The 19,907-nt window shown below is 33.5% G+C and carries 20 protein-coding genes; 15 read left to right on the top strand and 5 right to left on the bottom strand.

The window, feature by feature from the left end; genetic code table 11:
- Entirely contained in the window at positions 1-759 is a 759-nt protein-coding gene (locus IPN31_12635; GenBank protein ID MBK8682719.1) for an RNA methyltransferase, read from the bottom strand.
- Positions 760-765: 6 nt separating this feature from the next.
- On the opposite strand from IPN31_12635, the gene IPN31_12630 reads away from it, so the two are divergent.
- The 6 genes from IPN31_12630 to IPN31_12605 all read left to right on the top strand — a co-directional run bounded on the left by IPN31_12630 (position 766) and on the right by IPN31_12605 (position 8,435).
- Positions 766-3,195, top strand: a complete 2,430-nt coding sequence (locus IPN31_12630) for a BamA/TamA family outer membrane protein (GenBank protein ID MBK8682718.1) — start codon at positions 766-768, stop codon at positions 3,193-3,195.
- A gap of 72 nt (positions 3,196-3,267) precedes the next feature.
- A complete protein-coding gene (locus IPN31_12625) occupies positions 3,268-5,421 on the top strand; it encodes a T9SS type A sorting domain-containing protein (GenBank protein MBK8682717.1) in 2,154 nt (717 codons plus the stop codon).
- Complete coding sequence (locus IPN31_12620; protein MBK8682716.1) at positions 5,421-6,572, top strand: hypothetical protein; 1,152 nt, start codon at positions 5,421-5,423, stop codon at positions 6,570-6,572. The genes IPN31_12625 and IPN31_12620 overlap by 1 nt, the downstream gene beginning before the upstream one ends.
- Positions 6,557-7,576, top strand: coding sequence for a T9SS type A sorting domain-containing protein (locus IPN31_12615; protein MBK8682715.1), 1,020 nt, complete (start codon positions 6,557-6,559; stop codon positions 7,574-7,576). The genes IPN31_12620 and IPN31_12615 overlap by 16 nt, the downstream gene beginning before the upstream one ends.
- Positions 7,573-8,019, top strand: a complete 447-nt coding sequence (locus IPN31_12610; protein ID MBK8682714.1) for a PaaI family thioesterase — start codon at positions 7,573-7,575, stop codon at positions 8,017-8,019. The genes IPN31_12615 and IPN31_12610 overlap by 4 nt, the downstream gene beginning before the upstream one ends.
- 44 nt (positions 8,020-8,063) lie before the next feature.
- The gene (locus IPN31_12605; GenBank protein ID MBK8682713.1) at positions 8,064-8,435 is read left to right on the top strand and encodes a hypothetical protein; all 372 of its coding nucleotides are present in this window, start codon (positions 8,064-8,066) and stop codon (positions 8,433-8,435) included.
- On the opposite strand, the gene IPN31_12600 is transcribed toward IPN31_12605, so the two are convergent.
- Positions 8,436-8,657: a hypothetical protein gene (locus IPN31_12600; GenBank protein MBK8682712.1), complete on the bottom strand. Its 222-nt coding sequence runs from the start codon at positions 8,655-8,657 to the stop codon at positions 8,436-8,438.
- 104 nt (positions 8,658-8,761) lie between these two features.
- Here IPN31_12600 and IPN31_12595 point away from each other — a divergent pair, with 104 nt between their 5' ends.
- Positions 8,762-9,427 (top strand): 4'-phosphopantetheinyl transferase superfamily protein, encoded by a 666-nt coding sequence (locus tag IPN31_12595; protein MBK8682711.1) that lies wholly within the window; start codon positions 8,762-8,764, stop codon positions 9,425-9,427.
- A 23-nt stretch (positions 9,428-9,450) separates the two neighbouring features.
- Here the strand turns inward: IPN31_12595 and IPN31_12590 are convergent, their stop codons facing one another.
- On the bottom strand, positions 9,451-9,918 hold the full coding sequence (locus tag IPN31_12590) for a DUF3276 family protein (protein MBK8682710.1): 468 nt from the start codon (positions 9,916-9,918) through the stop codon (positions 9,451-9,453).
- Between the two features lie 65 nt (positions 9,919-9,983).
- Entirely contained in the window at positions 9,984-11,765 is a 1,782-nt protein-coding gene (locus IPN31_12585) for an ABC transporter ATP-binding protein (protein MBK8682709.1), read from the bottom strand.
- Positions 11,766-11,878: 113 nt separating this feature from the next.
- Here IPN31_12585 and IPN31_12580 point away from each other — a divergent pair, with 113 nt between their 5' ends.
- The 7 genes from IPN31_12580 to IPN31_12550 all read left to right on the top strand — a co-directional run bounded on the left by IPN31_12580 (position 11,879) and on the right by IPN31_12550 (position 17,233).
- Complete coding sequence (locus IPN31_12580; GenBank protein MBK8682708.1) at positions 11,879-12,961, top strand: Glu/Leu/Phe/Val dehydrogenase; 1,083 nt, start codon at positions 11,879-11,881, stop codon at positions 12,959-12,961.
- A 38-nt stretch (positions 12,962-12,999) separates the two neighbouring features.
- On the top strand, positions 13,000-13,944 hold the full coding sequence (nusB, locus tag IPN31_12575) for a transcription antitermination factor NusB (GenBank protein ID MBK8682707.1): 945 nt from the start codon (positions 13,000-13,002) through the stop codon (positions 13,942-13,944).
- A gap of 18 nt (positions 13,945-13,962) precedes the next feature.
- Positions 13,963-14,448: a DUF1573 domain-containing protein gene (locus tag IPN31_12570; protein MBK8682706.1), complete on the top strand. Its 486-nt coding sequence runs from the start codon at positions 13,963-13,965 to the stop codon at positions 14,446-14,448.
- A 29-nt stretch (positions 14,449-14,477) separates the two neighbouring features.
- Positions 14,478-14,798 (top strand): preprotein translocase subunit YajC, encoded by a 321-nt coding sequence (gene yajC / locus IPN31_12565; protein ID MBK8682705.1) that lies wholly within the window; start codon positions 14,478-14,480, stop codon positions 14,796-14,798.
- A gap of 73 nt (positions 14,799-14,871) precedes the next feature.
- Positions 14,872-15,468 carry a dephospho-CoA kinase gene (locus IPN31_12560; protein MBK8682704.1) on the top strand — a complete coding sequence of 199 codons (597 nt, stop codon included), beginning with the start codon at positions 14,872-14,874 and terminating at the stop codon, positions 15,466-15,468.
- 190 nt (positions 15,469-15,658) lie between these two features.
- Positions 15,659-17,008: a peptidoglycan DD-metalloendopeptidase family protein gene (locus IPN31_12555; protein MBK8682703.1), complete on the top strand. Its 1,350-nt coding sequence runs from the start codon at positions 15,659-15,661 to the stop codon at positions 17,006-17,008.
- Between the two features lie 3 nt (positions 17,009-17,011).
- On the top strand, positions 17,012-17,233 hold the full coding sequence (locus tag IPN31_12550; GenBank protein MBK8682702.1) for a hypothetical protein: 222 nt from the start codon (positions 17,012-17,014) through the stop codon (positions 17,231-17,233).
- A gap of 307 nt (positions 17,234-17,540) precedes the next feature.
- On the opposite strand, the gene IPN31_12545 is transcribed toward IPN31_12550, so the two are convergent.
- Positions 17,541-18,635 (bottom strand): SPASM domain-containing protein, encoded by a 1,095-nt coding sequence (locus IPN31_12545; protein ID MBK8682701.1) that lies wholly within the window; start codon positions 18,633-18,635, stop codon positions 17,541-17,543.
- A gap of 166 nt (positions 18,636-18,801) precedes the next feature.
- On the opposite strand from IPN31_12545, the gene ychF reads away from it, so the two are divergent.
- Positions 18,802-19,899: a redox-regulated ATPase YchF gene (gene ychF, locus IPN31_12540; protein MBK8682700.1), complete on the top strand. Its 1,098-nt coding sequence runs from the start codon at positions 18,802-18,804 to the stop codon at positions 19,897-19,899.
- The last annotated feature ends 8 nt before the right edge of the window (positions 19,900-19,907 follow it).

Below are 19,907 nucleotides of genomic sequence, written 5' to 3'. Positions count from 1 at the left end.
TCAACGATTTATTTCTGCTAACAAAATACCACAAGCAACAGCAGCATTTAATGATTCACTGTTTCCTGTGCCGGGTATTGTAATTATGTAATTGCTGATTTGAAGTAACGCTTCTGAAATGCCATGTGATTCACTTCCTATAATTAAAATACCTGCTTGTGGGAAAGAAATTTTTGTTGAAGATTCGCCATTTAAACATGCTGCATAAACTGGTAGCTGTAATTCCAATAATTTTTCTTTCAGCGGAGTATAAATAATTTGCATTCTTAAAACAGAGCCCATACTTGCCTGCACTGTTTTTCCATTATAACAATCCGCACATTCTTCTGAACATAGAATTGTAGTTATGCCAAACCATTCTGCAGTGCGAATTATAGTTCCGAGATTTCCAGGGTCGTTAATATTATCAAGTGCTAATATCCAACCTGTATTCTTTTCAATTTCCACCAGCAGTTGCGGGATTTTTATTACCGCAATCACTTCCGGTGCTGTACTCAATGAAGATATTTTTTTAATTTGGTGCGGAAGTGCTTCTATCAATGAAATATCCGCAGAAAAAAGAGAGCTATGGTTTGTTATCCAATCCCTTGTTGCAACTACATGTTGTAAACCTGTTTTTAGGTGTAAAGCTTCTAACACTAACTTATGCCCTTCAATTAAAAATTCGCTATACTTTTGACGATATTTTTTAAGTTTCAGACTTTGAATTTTTTTTAATTGCGCATCACTCAACATAGCATACAAAATTACATCCTTCAAATTATATTGATAGGAATTGTAGTGATGAGTTTCAGTTGCAACAATACGATCTATCTAAAAGATGGTCAATATCTATATAAAGAATCTGTTGCTGAATTTAATGATCCAGAAAATCTTGATCCGCCATTAACAACACTTTCTTCTGATCTTGAAAATTTAAGTAAGCTGAAGCCGAATAAAAAAACATTAGGCATGTATTCTTCCAAATTATGGTTTTATAATATTGGAACAGCAGGTTTTGACTCTGTGCTGAGTTATGTAGATGACAGAAAATTTTTATTCTTCCATTTAGATGAGATCGCTGCTGATATAGGAATATTTAGCGACAGTAGCCAACTGCGAAAAACATTGACTACTAAATTAGGTGAACCTCCAAATTTAATTGATAGTACTTTAATTGAAGAAACAGTTTTAAGATTCGAAAATTATTTATTTAACAGAGGATATTTTGATAGTGAAATAACTTATACAATTGAATATAAAACAAAAAATCGCAGAGGTGTTGTAAATTATTTTGTAACGCTGAATACATTAAATAGAATGCGCAAGATTACTTATGTAATTCCTGAAAGTGAATTAAACAGAATTGTAAGCTCTATACCTGTAGAAAGTCAATTGGCAACGGGCAATCGTTTTGATGTGGATTTTTTAAAATTTGAACGCACACGAATTAGTGATTATGTAACTTCCAATGGGTATTATCAATTCATACCCGACTATGTAACCTTTCAGGTAGATACTTCTTCGGGAGTTGATTCATTTGATATCTATATCAATATCGCAAATCCGCCGGGTGAAACAAGGCATTGGCGATATAAAATCCGAGATGTATTTATTTATCCCAACGCACAAAATGACTTTAACACTGATGTTGCTGTAGATACAATTCTTTATGAAGACAGATCACGGAAAAAAGAAGTGCGTACAGAATATTCTATCATTGGTTCAAAGAAATATTACACCAATAAGAGCATTGTAAATAATATTTTTATTTATGAAACGGATTATTATTCCGTTACTGCAGTCAGACAAACCATTGGATCATTTGCGAATCTCGGTGTATTTAAGTTTGCTACAATTACTCCGTTAGAAGTGGGGCAGGATAGTAACTTCCGATATCTGGATATGATTTTGAAATTAGATCCATTAAAACGTCGTGAAGTATTTGTTGAATTAAATACAAGCACTACTTCAGATTATTTATTGGGAACATATCTAGGGTTAACGCTTACGCAGAAAAATACTTTTAAAAGAATTGATCTGTTAAGGTTTAATATCTATTCAGGTATAGAAACTGAATTTACAAATGGTATAATATCATTGAATACTACGGAGTTCAATGCAGATATCAGTTTAGTATTACCTCGTTTTTTCTGGCCGTTTAATATTTATACACCCAAAGCATATTATCCCAAAACAATCACTTCCTTAAAATTTGGATATCTGGATCGCCGTGATTTATATACCGGATTAAATACCTCTTTCCGTTATGGCAGCGAACGTTTTGAGGGCACAAAAGAAAAACAGTTACTCATTTTTCCTGTGGATATCAACTTTGTTCGAGTGCCTTATCGAACACCTGAATTTGATTCCATTTTAGATGCGAATTTTCTTTTGAAACAAAGTTATGAGGAGCAATTAATCATGGCACCGAATATTACTTACATCTATAATGAGTTTCAAATTGGCAATCAAAAATTAACAGAATATTTCAGAGGAACATTTGAATTGGCAGGTACACTATTCTTTTTAGGTAATGCAATGTTCGATCAGGAAACCACTTTCTTTGGACCTAATAGTACACCTATTCCACCATATAAAATTGCTGGCTTACCATTTTCTAATTATGTAAAATTAGCTTTGGATTATCGTCCGCTTTACAGAATTAATGAAAATAATAAATTAGCAGCTCGTGCTGATTTTGGTATTGCTGTTCCATATTGGAACTCCGTGGTAAATCCCTATGTAAAACAATTTTATGTGGGCGGCCCTTATGATATTCGTGCATTCCCAATTCGAAAAATGGGACCAGGGGCATATTTCCCTTATGATATAGTGGATAATGTTGCCACTCCGAAATTAGAAGATCAAACTGCGGATATTAAAATTGTGATGAGTTTGGAATACCGATTTAAAATTATTGCTGTTTTGCAGGGTGCATTATTTTGTGATGTAGGAAATATCTGGACAATTAATGAAGATGAATTCCGCCCGGGTTCAAAATTTAATTTCAGCACATTTTTAAATCAAATGGCTGTAGGACCTGGCGCCGGTTTAAGAGTTGATCTTAATTATTTTATTTTTCGGTTTGATTGGGCTTATCCATTGTATGATCCCGGTATTGATGGTCCGCAAGGACAGGCGTTTGCTAAAGAGGGTGTAATTCTTCCGGAGAAAAAACCCGTTTTCAACTTTGCAATTGGATATCCATTTTAACGGATATCATATTTAAGCCATAAACATTTTCTTTTCCTAATAACGCTTGTTGGGTTTAGTAAATTTACAACGATGCTACACAAATTCTTTTTATTTATCGCTTGCAGTGTTTCTTGTTTTGCATATTCTCAAAACTATGTGCACGATCCATTTACTCAGGTAAAAAATAATGCAGAGTATTCTTTATTTCCTTTTGCAGGTGGATTAAACAATCCGCAATTTTGGGAGATTGATTTAAATATAGATGGTATCAAAGATTTATTTGTATTTGATCGCACCGGGGGTAAAGTACTTACTTTTATTAATAATGGAACTCCGGGTCAAATTGATTACGAGTATGCACCTGTCTTTGAAGGATTATTTCCGGCAATGCAAAATTTTGTGGTGTTATTAGATGTGAATTGCGATGGTGTTGAAGATTTATTTACATCCTATGATAATGGTATTAAAATATTTTATTCGCAGCTATCAGCTTCCACTTTTTATTATGCGGAACAAATAGATAAATTGGAATATACATCTGCCGGATTCAATTTTGAAATATTTGTTGGCGTAATTGATATTCCCGCAATTGTAGATGTGAATATGGATGGCGATCCGGATATTTTAAACTTCAGACCTGCAGGTGGATTTGTAGATTATTTTGAGAATATGCAAATTGAAAAAGGAGAACCTTGCGGTACTTTTAGTTTGGAATTAGTTACTTCTTGCTGGGGTAATTTTTATGAAAGTGGAATTAATAAAGCAGTAACATTGGATACACTTTGTTCAGGATTTGAAGCTGAACGTTCCGGTTTACATGCAGGCTCTACTTTCTTAGCGTATGATGCAGATTTAGATAATGATATTGATATCATATTAGGAGATCTTTCTTTTAATAATTTAAATGCATTAACAAATGGTGGAGATTTAATTTCTGCATATATTATGGAACAAGATACCGCATTTCCAACTTATAATTTACCGGTGAATCTGCCTACATTTCCAGCGCCATTTTTATTAGATATAAATAATGATAACAAGAGGGATTTAATTGTAGCACCAAATAAAAAAGGATTTTCAGAAAACTTTAAAAATGTCTGGTATTATAAAAATAATTCAGCAGATGATTCTTATTTATTTACCTATCAAATGGATTCTTTTTTAGTGAGTGATATGATTGATGTAGGTGAAGGTGCACACCCTGCTTTCTTTGATTATAATCAAGATGGATTGCTTGATATTATTATTGGTAATTACGGTTATTTTCAGTCTGGTGATTTTTCTTCTTCACTTGCATTATATGAAAATACAGGAACAATAGATACACCGGAATTTAAATTAATTACCAGAGATTATGCAGGCTTAGCTTCCTATAATTTTATTAATATCAATCCTGCTTTTTACGACATGGATAATGATGGAAGTACAGATATGATTATTGGTGAGCAAACAGGATCATTACATTATTTTAGAAATACAGCAGCCTCTGGAAGTAGTGCTAATTTTATTTTACAATCCGCATTTTACAAAGGTATTGATGTGGGTATTGCATCCTCACCTTGTGTTATTGATATTTCAAATGACGGCTTACCGGATTTAATTATCGGCGAGCAAAATGGCAATTTAAATTATTATGAAAACATCGGCACTATAGAAGCGCCGGATTATAATTTAGTAAGTGAATTTTGGGGTGATGTGGATGTGCGCAATCCGGGGTTGCTTACCGGCCACAGCACACCCTATTTGTATAAAGACAGTGATGATGTTTGGAAGTTAATGGTGGGTAGCGAATCAGGAACAATATTCTATTATCAACCTACAGAAGATTGGAGTGGATCATTTACTCTTCTCACAAATAGTTTTTCAAACATTGATGATGGTGAATATACGGATGCAGTTTTTCAGGATATAAATAATGATAATATTCCTGAACTACTTACAGGGAATTACAGAGGAGGTTTATCTTTATATAGTGAGGAATCTACGGTGGACGCTATTGAAAATTTATCGTCAGAACAAATACTTATTTATCCGAATCCAACAAAAAATATTTTATTTATTGCAGCTACAAATAATATAACAGCGATTACTTTGATTTCTGTTTCGGGTACAATAATTCAGAAACAAAATATGAATAGTTCAAGAGTAGAATTAAATCTCGAAAATGTTACTTCAGGAATTTATCTTCTTTACATACAATTAAATAACGGCAACAGACAAGTGCATAAAATATTCAAGTTATAATGCGTAGTGTTTTAATTTTATTTGTATTGTTTTCATGTAATATATTCGGACAATATATTTTAAAGGATGATATTGTTTTTAACAATGAAGAAGGTACAATGCAATTGCCTTTTTGTGGTGGATTAAATACTCCTCAATTTTCTGAAATAGATATGAATCAGGATGGTAAAAATGATTTATATGTATATGATGGCAGTTCGTATAAGCATCTTGTTTTTATTAATACCGGAAGCCTTGCAGAACCTGAATTTAAATATGCTCCTGAGTACGAAAAAAATTTTCCTGCAGTAGAAGATTGGGCAGTGTTACATGATTTTAATTGCGATGATGTACCTGATTTCTTAGCCTATAAAAACGGTGGTACTATTTTATATAAAGGGGAAATTGAAGATGGCAGAATAGTTTTTAATCTCTATAAACAAAAACTTACTTATACTTCAACTATAGTAATTCCTATTTATACTGCACGTACGGATATTATGGCATTTGATGATATAGATAATGATGGCGATATGGATGTACTTGCATTCGCAGTATCGGGAACATTCCTCCGGTATTATAAAAATAAAAGTGCTGAAATGGGTTATGGTTGCGATAGTCTGATTTATATTATTGAGGATTATTGTTGGGGGCAGATTAATGAAGGAGCTGTTTGTTCCGGTGCTGAATTAGGAGTGAGTTGTATTGGTGGTTTTGAGGAAGAAATTGAAAATTCAAGAATACATGTTGGCTCTACGATACTTGTTTATGATCAGGATAATGATGGGGATAAAGATTTGATTTTAGGTGATGTCTCCTGCGATAATATTGTGTATTATGAAAATGGTGGCGGTGCAGATTTTGCAACTATAATCTGGAAGGATACACTATTTCCTGCTTATGATTTTCCGGTAAAGCTGCATACATTTCCCGCTTCTTATTTAATTGATTTTAATAACGATTCAAAAAAAGATTTACTGATAGCTCCCAATGATTTTAATAATAGTTGGAATACAGAAAATATCTGGTATTATAAAAATATCAGCACTGCAGATACCTTTAAATTTGAATATCAAACCAATACATTATTAAGCGAACATGTGGTGGATGCCGGTGCAAATTCACGACCTGTTTTTTTGATTTTAATGCGGATGGCTTGCAGGATATTTTAATTGGAGTCTCGAATACTTTCGGTCCGGATAATATTAAAAAGTATGGCTTGTGGTTGTATAAAAATATTGGAACGGCAGCTCTTCCGAAATATGAATTTTATTCGAATGATTATGCAGCAATGGATGAATATTTGTTAAGTGATTTAGCTCCCTTTCCCGCTGATATAGATGGCGATGGCGATATAGATTTATTATTGGGATTGTACGATGGCACTTTTATTTTATTGGAAAATTCTGCGGGTGCTGGCAATACTGCCACTTTTAATTCACCTGTATTTAATTATCAATCAATTGATGTAGGAGGTTATTCTGTTCCCTGTTTGTTTGATGTGAATGGTGATGGATTATTGGATTTAATTTCAGGAAAGTCATCAGGTATTTTAAGTTATTATCAAAATACGGGGACAACTTCTGCACCGGCATTTACATTAATAAGTGAAAATTGGGGTGGGGTAGATGTGAGAAAGCCCGGCAGTTTCGAAGGATATAGTGCGCCTTTTATGTTTAGAAATAGTGAAGGTTTAATGCAATTGGCAGTGGGTTCTTTTTATGGATTTATTCACTTGTATGATGAGATAGAAGAAAGTCTTGCCGGCGAATTTCATCAACGGGATACACTCTTTCTTGGATATGTTCCGGGATTCCGTTCGTCAATATTTGGATATAATATTTTTGGTGATGAGGCATTAGAATTTATAGTGGGAAATGTGCGTGGAGGCATTCAAATTTTTGAACACGATCCTGATGTTTCTGTTTCTGCAAACATAGAATTACATCCACTTAAAATATATCCAAATCCTGCCGGAGATGTTGTTCAAATATATTATCCATTAAATACAACGAGTGAAATTTTAGTGTATAATATGGAAGGGCAATTAGTGTATTCAAATACCATGATTGGTGAAAATACACTTGTGAATATTCAAGATTTATCATCCGGGTTATATATTCTACAGGTGCGCAATTCAAAGGAAATTATAACAAAAACATTTATTAAAAATTGATTGCAATCGAAGACATTCATTACAGAAGGTTAGAACAAATGTTTCTGAAAGCACCCGTAACTCAATTGTTCAAAAACAGCAGTATTGAAATAGCGCCAAATAAATGTATGATTACCTGGAATGTGGACAGCCATTTTTTTCATGCAGGAAAAAGTTTACATGGTGCAGCCTATTTTAAAATGTTGGATGATGCAGCATATTTTGCAGCCGCCAGTTTAAACGACGTTCAATTTATATTAACTAAAACCTTTCAGGTAAAATTTATTCGTCCGGTAACAGGTGGTTTAATTACAGCAGAAGGAGTGGCGAAAATGAATGCACAAGGAAATATTAAAGCAACTTCAGTTCTGCGTTCACAGGATAATAAAATTCTTGCGAGAGGTGAAGGTGAATTTGCAATCAGTAAATTATTGCTGAGTGATGTGGAAGTATACGCTCTATAGTTGTAGAATTATTATATTATTTTAGCGGTATAATTTAAAAACGTATGAAAAAGATTTTAGCAATAGTAATTTTCACAATCAGTATGGTAAGTATATCAAAAGCAACTGTATCTGAGCCGGTAAAAGCAAACATCGGAAAAGATTTTGTTATTCATTTACCTGCGGATATGCAGTTGAGTGATTCTTATATTGTAGATATTTCAGAACTGCCTTTTAAAACTGCTTCTGATGCGGAAAGGTTTTTTGATATGTTTTCTGAAAATGTAGTTAACTATAAAGTTATGCAAGCGGATAATACGATGATTCTTTATTTGAACAGCGATATTATGCCTGACTGGACTTTAACTGACTGGAATACTTATTTTGAAAACAGAGCAATGAAAATGCAGGTTGTTTACGACGAAATGTTTAAGTAATTACATATCCCAGAAATTAATCTGGTTGCGGATTTTGTCCATTACTTTTAATTCATCTTCTTTAGTCTCCATCATTAGAGTGTCCTCTGCGTTTATAACAGTATCATTGTCTGGAGCCTTTTCTGTAATTATGATTTCTACTAATTTCCCTTTTATTTCTGAAGGTACTTTTATAACCACAAAATCTTCTTGTGGGCGAACGAAACGGAATAATCTTATCATAACTTTAGGTTTTGTAACAATTGGTGATGTGAATTTAAACTGATTCCATTAGAGATTCAAATTAAAATTTAGCGAAATGCCATTTTTGAATAATAATTTACACTATGCCTGAAATTTACAGGAATGAATCATTCAAAGGGTTTACTTATGCAGTGTGGCATATTATCGAGCAGGAGGACTACTTTATTCCCAAGTTGCAATTTGGTGATTGGGAAAAAAAATATTTTGAATCTATCCGCAGCCCTAAACGGAGATTAGCATGGTTGGCAAGCAGACATTTGTTGAAGTTAGTATTGGGCACAGATGCCTTTGTTGAATTATTATTTGATACGCAGGGTAAGCCATATCTAGGTAATTATGATGTGAAAATAAGTTTATCACATACTGATAATTATGCGGCGGTTATAGTATCCAAAGATTTTGAAGTGGGAATTGATATTGAAGACCCATCAAGAGATATTAGTATTCTGCGGAATAAATTTTTATCTCAAGAAGAAAATAATCAGTTAATCCATAGTGATTTAAAATTGGAGTTGATGTTATACTGGAGCGCCAAAGAAGTGGTGTATAAAATCTATGGAAAACGTAAACTGGATTTTAAAGAAGATATGTTTATTAAACCTTTTAAAATTTCCAATTCCGGATTTATGAAAGGCTTGCTATTGAAACATGGTATGGTTGCTCAATACAATCTACATTACATGGTGAAACCAAATTACTGTGTTGTTTTCGGAACAGATACTGATATTGAAATTTTAGGAGAAATATAAAGCAGAGCGGAAAAAACTTGCTATCACCATTTCAAATCTTCATGATTATCAATTTCCGTGTTCTCCGGTGGAGTATTATCCTTAATAGTATCCTCTTGTTTCGATTCCGGTTCAGGGATTTCTTTCATTTCATCAGTAGTAGTATTTTCTGTTGAATGATTTTCTTTTTCATGATAATCCGAATGGTTATCATCCTGATCATATACATGACTGAATGAGTCGAAATCAAAATCAGGCATTTGCGATTTAATATAATTAACGGACTCCGTCATCTCTGCCAAAAATTTATTGAAGTCTTCTTTATAAATAAATACTTTATGCCTTTCGTAACCATTATTATCCATCCTTTTCTTGCTTTCAGTAATGGTTAAATAATAATCATTGGCCTTTGTAGTCTTCACATCAAAAAAATAAGTTCTTCTTCTTCCAGCCCGTATTTTTCTTGAAAATACACTATCATTTTGGTTTCTGTTTTCTTGATCCACAGTGATTTTTTTTATTGGGTTTATGATAAATTCTTCCGAAATATAATAATATTTTAAAAATTACAAAATATTTATTCCTTATCTTCTGATTTTTGGCTTTCCAATATGTCGTAATAAATACCTTTTCTTTTCACCAATTCAGCATGTGTTCCCGCTTCTTTTATGCGATGATCATCTAATACAATTATCTTGTCATAATCCATTAATGATGAAACACGATGCGTTATAATAATTGCAGTTTTAGATTTTATGAATTGATGCATATTTTCCAAAATTGTTTTTTCTGTATTGGCATCTACAGCGGAAAGACAATCATCTAAAATAATAACAGGTGCATTTATTATGAATGATCTTGCAATTGAAATGCGTTGCTTTTGTCCTCCGGATAATGTTACACCTCTTTCACCAATAAGGGTTTCATAACCTTTTGGAAACTCAGAAATTTCATTATCAATAGAAGCAAATTTTGCAAATTGACGAATGGTTTCCAAGGGAATATCTTCCAAACCAAAGGTGATATTATTGCGAATAGAATCGCCAAATAGAAATACATCTTGCGGCACATAGCTAATGTTTTCTCGCAAATTAGATAAGCCATAATCTTCAGTTGGAATATCATCAATAAGAATTTGTCCGGAGGTAGGTTTATAAAGTCGCAATATTAAATCGGCAATGGTAGTTTTTCCTGCACCCGTTCTGCCAATGATTGCCACTTTTTGTCCGGCTTCTATTGTAAAAGAAATTTCTTTCAATGCTTCTATACCCGTATCCGGATAGGTGAATGACACATTTCTAAATTCCACTTTCCCCTGCACTTTATAATCTGTTGTTGTACCTTCTTGTATTGCCGGTTCGGTATGCATAAATTCATTAATGCGTCTTTGAGAAACTGCAGCTCGTTGAATAATAGAAACTACCCAACCGAGTGAAGTAACAGGCCAGGTGAGCATATTTACATAAATTACAAACTCAGCTACATTGCCTGTTGTAATTGTTCCCTGCATCACTTGCCAACCGCCAATAAAAATTGTAATGAGTGTGCTCAGGCCAATCAGCAAAACCATTAATGGTTGAAACATGGCATCAATGCGGGCAAGATCAAGTGATCTAGTTTTATAAATTTCACTGTGCTCTTCAAAATAATTTACCTGATTACTTTCTTGTGCGTAGGCTTTTATAACCCGGATTCCTGAAAATGTTTCCTGCGCAATACTTGTGAGATGCGATAATTGCGCTTGTATCAATTCACTTCTTTTTTCAATCATATTATTTACATAATAAATTGAAATGGATAATATTGGCAATGGAATCAGCACATACATTGTTAATATCGGACTCACATCAATCATTGCCCAGATAACTAGAGTAAATAATACTAACAAATTCAAAAAATACATAATGGCAGGTCCGGCATATTGGCGCACTCTACCTACATCTTCTGCAACTCTACTCATTAAATCTCCCGTGTTATTTATTTTATAAAATGCAGGAGTGAGTTTCTGATAATGTGCATACAATGCATTCTTTTGATCGTATTCAATATGCCTGCTCATTATAATAAGTGTTTGGCGCATCAAAAACATAAATAATCCTTTGAGTAAGGATAATGCAATATATACAACAGCAAAAACTATTAATCCCGAACTTAATAATTTACCGATAGCTTCTTGAAGTGTAAAGCCTTCAAAGGATTCATACAATTTAATATTTTCAACTACCAGGTCAATTGCATTGCGAATTACCTGTGGAGATAATACACTGAAGATATTGGAAAGAGTTACGAACAGCACACCTAATAAAAAATGCCATTTGTATTTTATAAAATATTTATTGAGAGAGCGCAAGTGTTTCACCCTGCAAATTTAAAATGAATATAAGCAAAGCACTTGTTGATATTTTTATGGCTGCAATATTGGTTTATCTTTGCGCCGAAATAATCATAAGTTCATTATATCCGGAAATTAATATGCAGTTAGAAAAAGGTGAAATATTTGCATCCATGCAAGAAATGAATCATGAGCAATTAGTTTTTTGCTCAGACCCCGCATCAGGCCTCAAGGCAATTATTGGAATTCATAATACAGTGCTCGGTCCTGCTTTAGGCGGAACACGTTTTTGGAATTATACCTCTGAAGCAGATGCAATTGTAGATGTGTTGCGACTTTCTCGTGGCATGACATATAAAGCGGCAATCAGTGGTTTAAATTTAGGTGGTGGTAAAGCGGTGATTATTGGCGATTCAAAAAGTCTGCATAACAGAGAATCTTTATTTCGCAGCTATGGCAAATATGTAAACAGCATGAATGGTAAATATATCACTGCTGAAGATGTAGGAACCAGCACCGGCGATATGGAATATATTGCAATGGAAACTGAATTTGTTGCCGGCAAACCAGAACATTTAGGTGGTGGTGGCGATCCTTCTCCTGTAACTGCTTATGGAACATATTTGGGTATGAAAGCGGCGGCGAAACATCAATCTGGTAGTGATAGTCTGAAAGGTAAAAAAGTATTGGTGCAAGGTGTTGGGCATGTGGGGTTTTATCTTGTAGAAAATCTTGTGAAAGAAGGTGCAGAGATTATGATTTCTGATATTCACGACGATAGAATTAAAGCAATTACAGATAAACATAAAGTAACTGTAATTCCAATTGATCAGGTATATAAAACGGATATGGATATTTATGCGCCATGTGCTTTGGGTGCTACAATTAATGATGATACTATTGATGTAATTAAATGCAGCATCATTGCAGGTGCCGCAAACAATCAATTAAAAGATGAAGCAAAGCATGGCAAGAGATTGATTGAGCGTAATATTTTATATGCGCCTGATTTTTTAATTAATGCCGGCGGATTAATAAATTGTTATGTGGAATTAGAAGGCTATAATAGAGAACGTGCTTATCAAAAAGCAGAAGTAATTTTTGGCAGAACACTGGATATTTTTAAAGCAGCGGATGCAAAGAAAATTACAACTCAACAAGCAGCTATACAATTGGCTGAAGAACGTATTGCCGCTGTTGCAGATTTAAGTAGAAATTTATAATAATTCATTGTTTAGTAAAATAATAAAGTTTCATTGAAATGCTGAGCAGAAGAGGGTTGCGCATTAAAACGATGCAGGTGTTGTATATGTCAATGCAGTTAGGAAGTAATAACACAACTGTTGCGGTGAAGCAATTGGATGCAAGTATTTATAATGCATTCAGGGCATTGCTGTATAATTTATATTTTCTAACACAACTTGCTGAGAGGGTGGAAGCAGAGGCTAATCGCAAACGCAATAAATATTTACCTACGGAAGAGGATTTAAAATTTTCTACTGTGTTTACTCGCAATTATATTATTGAATTTCTGAATAAGGATCCTTATTTCCAACAAAAATTAAGGAAAGAAAAACTCATGACTTTATTGGATGAGGAAATTGTAAACGTGATTTACGGACAATTAAAACAAGCCGACTGGTATATAAATTATATATCTAAAGAAGAGCATACCCAACAGGAGCAATTTGCTGTAATTCAAAATTGTCTGCATAAATTTTTATTCCTGAATGAATATTTTGATCAACACATGGAAGATATTATTCCTACCTGGAATGATGATGAATTTATTGTGGTTGATTTAATTGTGGAAGTATTAAAAGCTATTCCATATTCTTCAACGGATAAGCCCGATCTATTTGAATTTAAAATCAGTGATGAAGAAAAAACGTTCTCCAATCAACTCTTGATAAAAACAATGCTGGAGGATAAGCGTTTTGATAAAATGGTGGAAGCAAAATTGGAAAATTGGGAATTGGATAGAATTTCCATGATTGACAGAATTTTGATGAAAATGGCGATAACCGAATTTATACATCTTTCCACTATTCCGGTGAAAGTTACTATTAATGAATATCTGGATATATCTAAGATTTACAGCACTCCCAAAAGCAAAGAATTTATTAATGGTGTGTTGGATAAAATAATGACCGAATTGCGCTCTTCGGGTGAAATCATAAAAACCGGAAGAGGTTTAGTTGAATAAATTTTAAATTTGCATGCTATGAATATCAAACAATTATTTATAATTATTACAATAGTGGCAAGCACACTTTTAATTTCATCCTGTAAAAATGAAAAGAACGCTCAGGATGATGACTTGCTAGATACCGACCTTATACAGAATTCAAATTCTGCGGAAGGGACTGTTAATGCCGATAAAGCACCTGTGATGCTTTTTGAAAGAGACATTCATGATTTTGGTGAAATTATTCAGGGAGAAATTGCAACAACAGAATTTAAATTTTCAAATACAGGCAAGAGTGATCTTATCATTGCTTCAGCGAGAGCAAGCTGCGGATGCACCGTTCCGGAATATCCGAAAGAGCCGATTAAACCCGGTGAAAGCGGAGTAATAAAAGTGTCGTATAATAGCGAAGGTCGCAAAGATGCTTTCAATAAAACAGTAACCATTACCGCCAATACAATACCTAACGAAAACAGAATTAAAGTGAAAGGTATTGTGGTGGTTCCAAAAGATAAACAATAAATATTATGCAATTACAATCAATGTTATTAATGGCGCCAAGTGGAGGAGAATCTTCATCAGGGTCAAGCTACACAACTATTATTTTTTTCCTGTTGTTCTTTGTGATACTTTATTTTTTTATGATTCGTCCGCAATCAAAAAAAGCAAAGGATCAGAAAAATTTTGTGAATGAAATTAAACCCGGTGACAAAATAGTTACCATAGGTGGAGTGCATGGCAAAGTATTAAAAGTAGATGACGAAACTTATTTGATAGAAGTAGATAATAATGTGAAATTACGTATTGAAAAAGCCGTGATTTCAATGGAATATACTAAGAACATGCTTAATCGCAAGGGCGTGCAAGCCTGATAATTTTTTCAGAAATATTTTACCACGTATTGGTTAATCCGATACGTGGTTTTTTTTTATGCAATTTTACAATATGGCTTTACATGTAGGAATTACCGGAGGAATTGGCAGTGGGAAAACTTTAGTGTGCCACTTGTTTGCTACTTTGGGAATACCGGTTTATTATGCGGATGAAAGGGCAAAAATAATTCTTCAGTCAAATGATGATGTAATCGCCGCTGTAAAAAACTTGCTTGGCAATAATGTATATTCAGATGAAGGAATATTAAATCGCAAATTAGTAGCAACACTTGTTTTTTCTGATTCTGATTTGCTTGCAAAATACAATGCTATTATTCATCCTGCTGTATTGCAAGATTCCAATTTATGGATGCATCAACATGCATCTTCCGCTTATATTTTAAAAGAAGCAGCGTTGCTTTTTGAAAGCGGCTCCTATAAATCCTTAGATAAAATAATTTGTGTTACCGCTCCTGAAATATTGCGCATTGAAAGAGTGATGCGTCGTGATACTATTTCAGAAAATGCAGTGAAACAAAGAATGAAAAATCAATGGAGTGAAGCGGAGAAAGCAGCCTTATCCGATTATATAATTATTAATGATGGCAACACAATGCTTATACCTCAGGTGATGAATGTGCATCAACAATTGTCTGCAATCTGTAATTAAGTTATTTCAAAAATTACTTTGTTTTGTTAGAATTACTTTTTAAATAATTAATTTTTTTTGACAGAGATATTACTTCATTACAAAATTATAGACAACTCTATTTAATGATTGTGGAAACAAATACTGTGTGTCAAATACTAAAATATGAACTTGGTCATTATACATTAATTTTACAAGCATAATCCAAACGATGGTAGATAAAATCAAACAATATATTCCCTTTGTAATTATTTTTTCGATATTCATTGGTAGCATTGCCATGATAAGCACTTATGATGGCGATTTATCAGATGCACGCACTTCTGTAATTCATGCTGTTTCTGCCGAGCCTTTGCAAATGATTTATAATATACCTGCTGATAGTGATGATGTACATTTTGAAACAGTGAAATCCGGACAAGTAATATCTGGTATGTTGGCACCATATGGAATTTCTTCTGATAAAATCCATCAGATGGCTGCTTACAATCAAATCCTTGATGCGGGTAAAATTATTTCTGGCAACACCTATTGCATTATTACAGATGATAAAGGAAGTGCTACACATTTTATTTATGAAAAAAATAAAATTGATTATGCTGTTTTCAATTTTACAGATGATAATGTAAAATGTTATGCAGGTAAAAAACCTGTTGAAACAAAAATGCGCAGTGTCGGTGGTGTAATTGAAGGGTCTGTTTATGAAACATTAGTTGCGCATGAAGCAGATCCTATATTGGCCAATGCACTTGCTGAAATATTTGCATATAATCTTGACTTCTATAAAGTAAACAGAGGAGATATTTTTAAACTCTATTATTCTGAAATTTATGTAGATGGAGAATATGTAGGAATTGATTCTGTACATGCGGCTTATATGCAACATCGTAACTCAGATTTTTATGCATTTCAATATACTCAAGATGGTGTAACAGGATATTTTGATGAGACGGGAAAAAGTTTGAAAAAAGCATTTTTACAAGCACCGTTAAAATATACACGTATCAGTTCTAAATATTCCAAGAATCGTTTTCATCCAGTTCAAAAAAGATTTAAAGCACATCTCGGAACTGATTATGCTGCACCGACAGGAACACCGATTTATACTGTAGGGGATGGGACTGTAATTGAAAAAGGATATACATCAGGTAATGGTAATTATGTGAAGATTAAACACAATGCAACCTACACTACTCAGTATTTACACATGAGCAAGTTTGCAAGTGGATTAAGTAAAGGTGATCGTGTTACTCAAGGTGAAGTGATTGGTTATGTTGGCAGCACAGGATTAGCAACCGGGCCACATTTGTGTTATCGCTTTTGGAAAAATGGTGTGCAGGTAGATCCGTTTCAGGAAAAAATTCCACCATCATTTCCAGTGAAAGCTGCTATGTTAGATACTTATCGTGCAATGGCAGGAAAAGAGATGCGCATACTGGAAAATACACCCGTAAATCTTGCACCTGAAGAAAAAGTAATACATGAATATATCGTAATGCTCGATACGTTAGGAGTGCTTCCTGCAATTCAATTTTTAATTCCTTCTTCAATCGGTATTTAAATTATGCATGCTGATACACTTGATCTTGTAAAGGATATTGTTTTAATGGTATTCTTTTTTGCAGGTACTTTATGGATGTGGAATATTGTGAGATTACCTTTCGCATCTCAACAAAAATTAGAAACACTTTTTAAGCGCAGTCGCTACCGATTCAAATGGTTATTTCTTATCGGATTTTTAATGATTACAGGATTATTTATCTGGCAGGAAATATTGAAGAAATAATATCAAATTACTACTAATCTGAATATTATTACACGAAGATTTTATTTGATTTGACCCATCACTTATCTTCCCTTAAACAGTTTACCTACCGAAGGCACGGGAAGACGTTTATGCAGTGATTCTATAGTATTTCAGGTTTAAATAATTAGTTTTTATTTATCTAAAATAGAAAGCCAAAATATCAAGATGAATCCAAATATCAAAAGAAAGATAATGTATCGCTCTCCCTTTTAAGGGAGAGTAAGGAGTGGGTCAAACCAATTATTAAGAATTAAAAAAGGAATATTAAAATGATTTCTAAATAATATCAATTTACCTCCACATCAAAATCTATATCAATCGGTTTTAAATCTACCATGTGGCATTTTTTGCAAAAATCAGGTACTTTATTTTCAAGCCACATTTTGCGAAATTCAAGATAGCCGGGTGAATTTAAACAATACATTAAACCATCGTCGAATACATTTCCGAAGTTTAGAATTTTCGGAAATGGTTTTGCGCAACATGGTGTTGCATATCCATCCCAACTAATATAAAAATGACTCCATGGAAGATGACATTTTTTAAATTCATTTTTGGATTTAATATCCCAGATAGTGAGGTGTACTTGTTTTAAACTATCTGCTTTTTTCTTTGCACGTCGCAATTCATTTTTAAATTCTTCTGTATGAAAGAAATCATAATAATCAATTGAATGTGCTGTAACTGCTGCCACATTAAAAGGTGTAATATTTACATCACTCACACCTAACTCTGCCGCCACTTCAATTACTTCTGCCATTGTGTGATAATTTTCTTTTATAGCAACAAAGTTGAACATTACATCTGCTCGTTTGTCCTTACAATGTTCAACAATAGCTTTTACATTATCATAAAATAATGTGTAATCGCTGCGCAATCTCACATTCTCATAAATATCGCCGATACCATCCATAGATATTTGTAAAGTATCCAATTTATCTGCAATTAATTTTACTAATTCAATACTGTTTGGTAAATGTGCATTGATTGAAATTGTAGTGATTATTCCTTTATTTTTTGAACGAATATATTCAAGTGCATCTGGTAATTGTTTGTATAATAATGTTTCACCCAATCCGGTTAATCCAATTGAATCCACATACGGATACGCCTGATCAATAATCTTTTTTAATTGATTGAGATCCATAAAACCTTTTGCCATCTCTTCACCAAATTGATATTCTCTGGGGCAGGTAATACATTTTAAATTACAATGATTAGTCACCTCCAACATGATTGATGATGGATGTGGAATGCGAGTACTGCCAATTGCCTTTAAATAAGAACCGTGAATTTTATTGGAAGTGTATTTAAAAAAATTAATGCCGCCGGGCAGACTACTTAATCTGCGAATTGCTTTTTGAATTCTTCTTTTATTGATGCCAAATGCCATAGTAGGTTGTAAAGTTACGAAGCCGATGATTGAATAAACCGGAATATTCCACTTGTTACATTTTTAATACGATTATAGTTCGTGATTTAAAACATTCAGCTAAAAGCGAAGTCATCTTTTTACTTATGTTATCTTTGCCGATCAATTTTTAATTATGGGTTTGAAATGTGGTATTGTCGGTTTGCCAAATGTGGGTAAATCAACTTTGTTTAATGCATTAAGCAGTGCTAAGGCACAAGCAGCTAATTTTCCATTCTGTACTATAGAACCAAATATTGGAGTGGTTACAGTGCCGGATAATCGTTTAATTCAATTGGCTGATATTGTGCAACCTCAAAATTTATTGCCTACCAATATTGAGTTTGTAGATATTGCAGGCTTAGTAAAAGGTGCAAGTAAAGGGGAGGGCTTGGGAAATAAATTCTTAGCAAACATCAGAGAAACAGATGCCATCATTCATGTGATTCGCTGTTTTGAAGATGATAATATTGTGCATGTGCATGGCAATGTAGATCCAGTGCGTGATAAAGAAATTATTGATTTTGAATTACAATTAAAGGATTTAGAAACTGTAGAAAGTCGCTTAACAAAATATGCAAGAGCTGCTAATATCGGCGATAAAGAAGCAAAGAAAATTACTGAAGTATTAACCGCCTGTAAAGCACATCTTGAACAAGGAAAAAGTGGTCGCAGTTTAGAATTGGATGAAGATGGAAAAAAAATATTAGATGATTTATTTCTGCTAACTACAAAGCCTGTAATTTATGTGTGCAATGTGCATGAAAAAGAAATTCATTCGGGTAATGCATTTGTAGATACATTGAAAGAAGCAGTGAAAGATGAGCAAGCAGAAGTGATAATTATCTCTGCAAATATTGAAGCAGAAATTGCGCAGTTAGATAGTTATGAAGACAAGCAAATGTTTTTGGAAGATATCGGTTTAAAAGAAAGTGGATTAAATCAATTAATTAGGTCGGCATATCATCTGCTTGATTTGATAACTTATTTTACAGCGGGAGAAAAAGAAGTGCGTGCATGGACAATTCATAAAGGCATGTTAGCACCACAAGCAGCGGGTGTAATTCATACAGATTTTGAAAAAGGATTTATCCGTGCAGAAGTAATTCACTTTGCCGACTACATAAAATACGGTAGTGAAGCTGCATGTAAAGAAGCCGGAAAATTAAATGTGGAAGGAAAAGAATATGTGGTGCAGGATGGTGATGTAATGCATTTCAGATTTAATGTTTAGTTTTTAAA

The sequence above is a fragment of the Bacteroidota bacterium genome (genome assembly GCA_016715425.1).
Classification (GTDB): Bacteria; Bacteroidota; Bacteroidia; order Chitinophagales; family BACL12; genus JADKAC01.
Note: the sequence above shows the minus strand (reverse complement) of the source record. Positions and strands in the feature narration are given on the sequence as shown.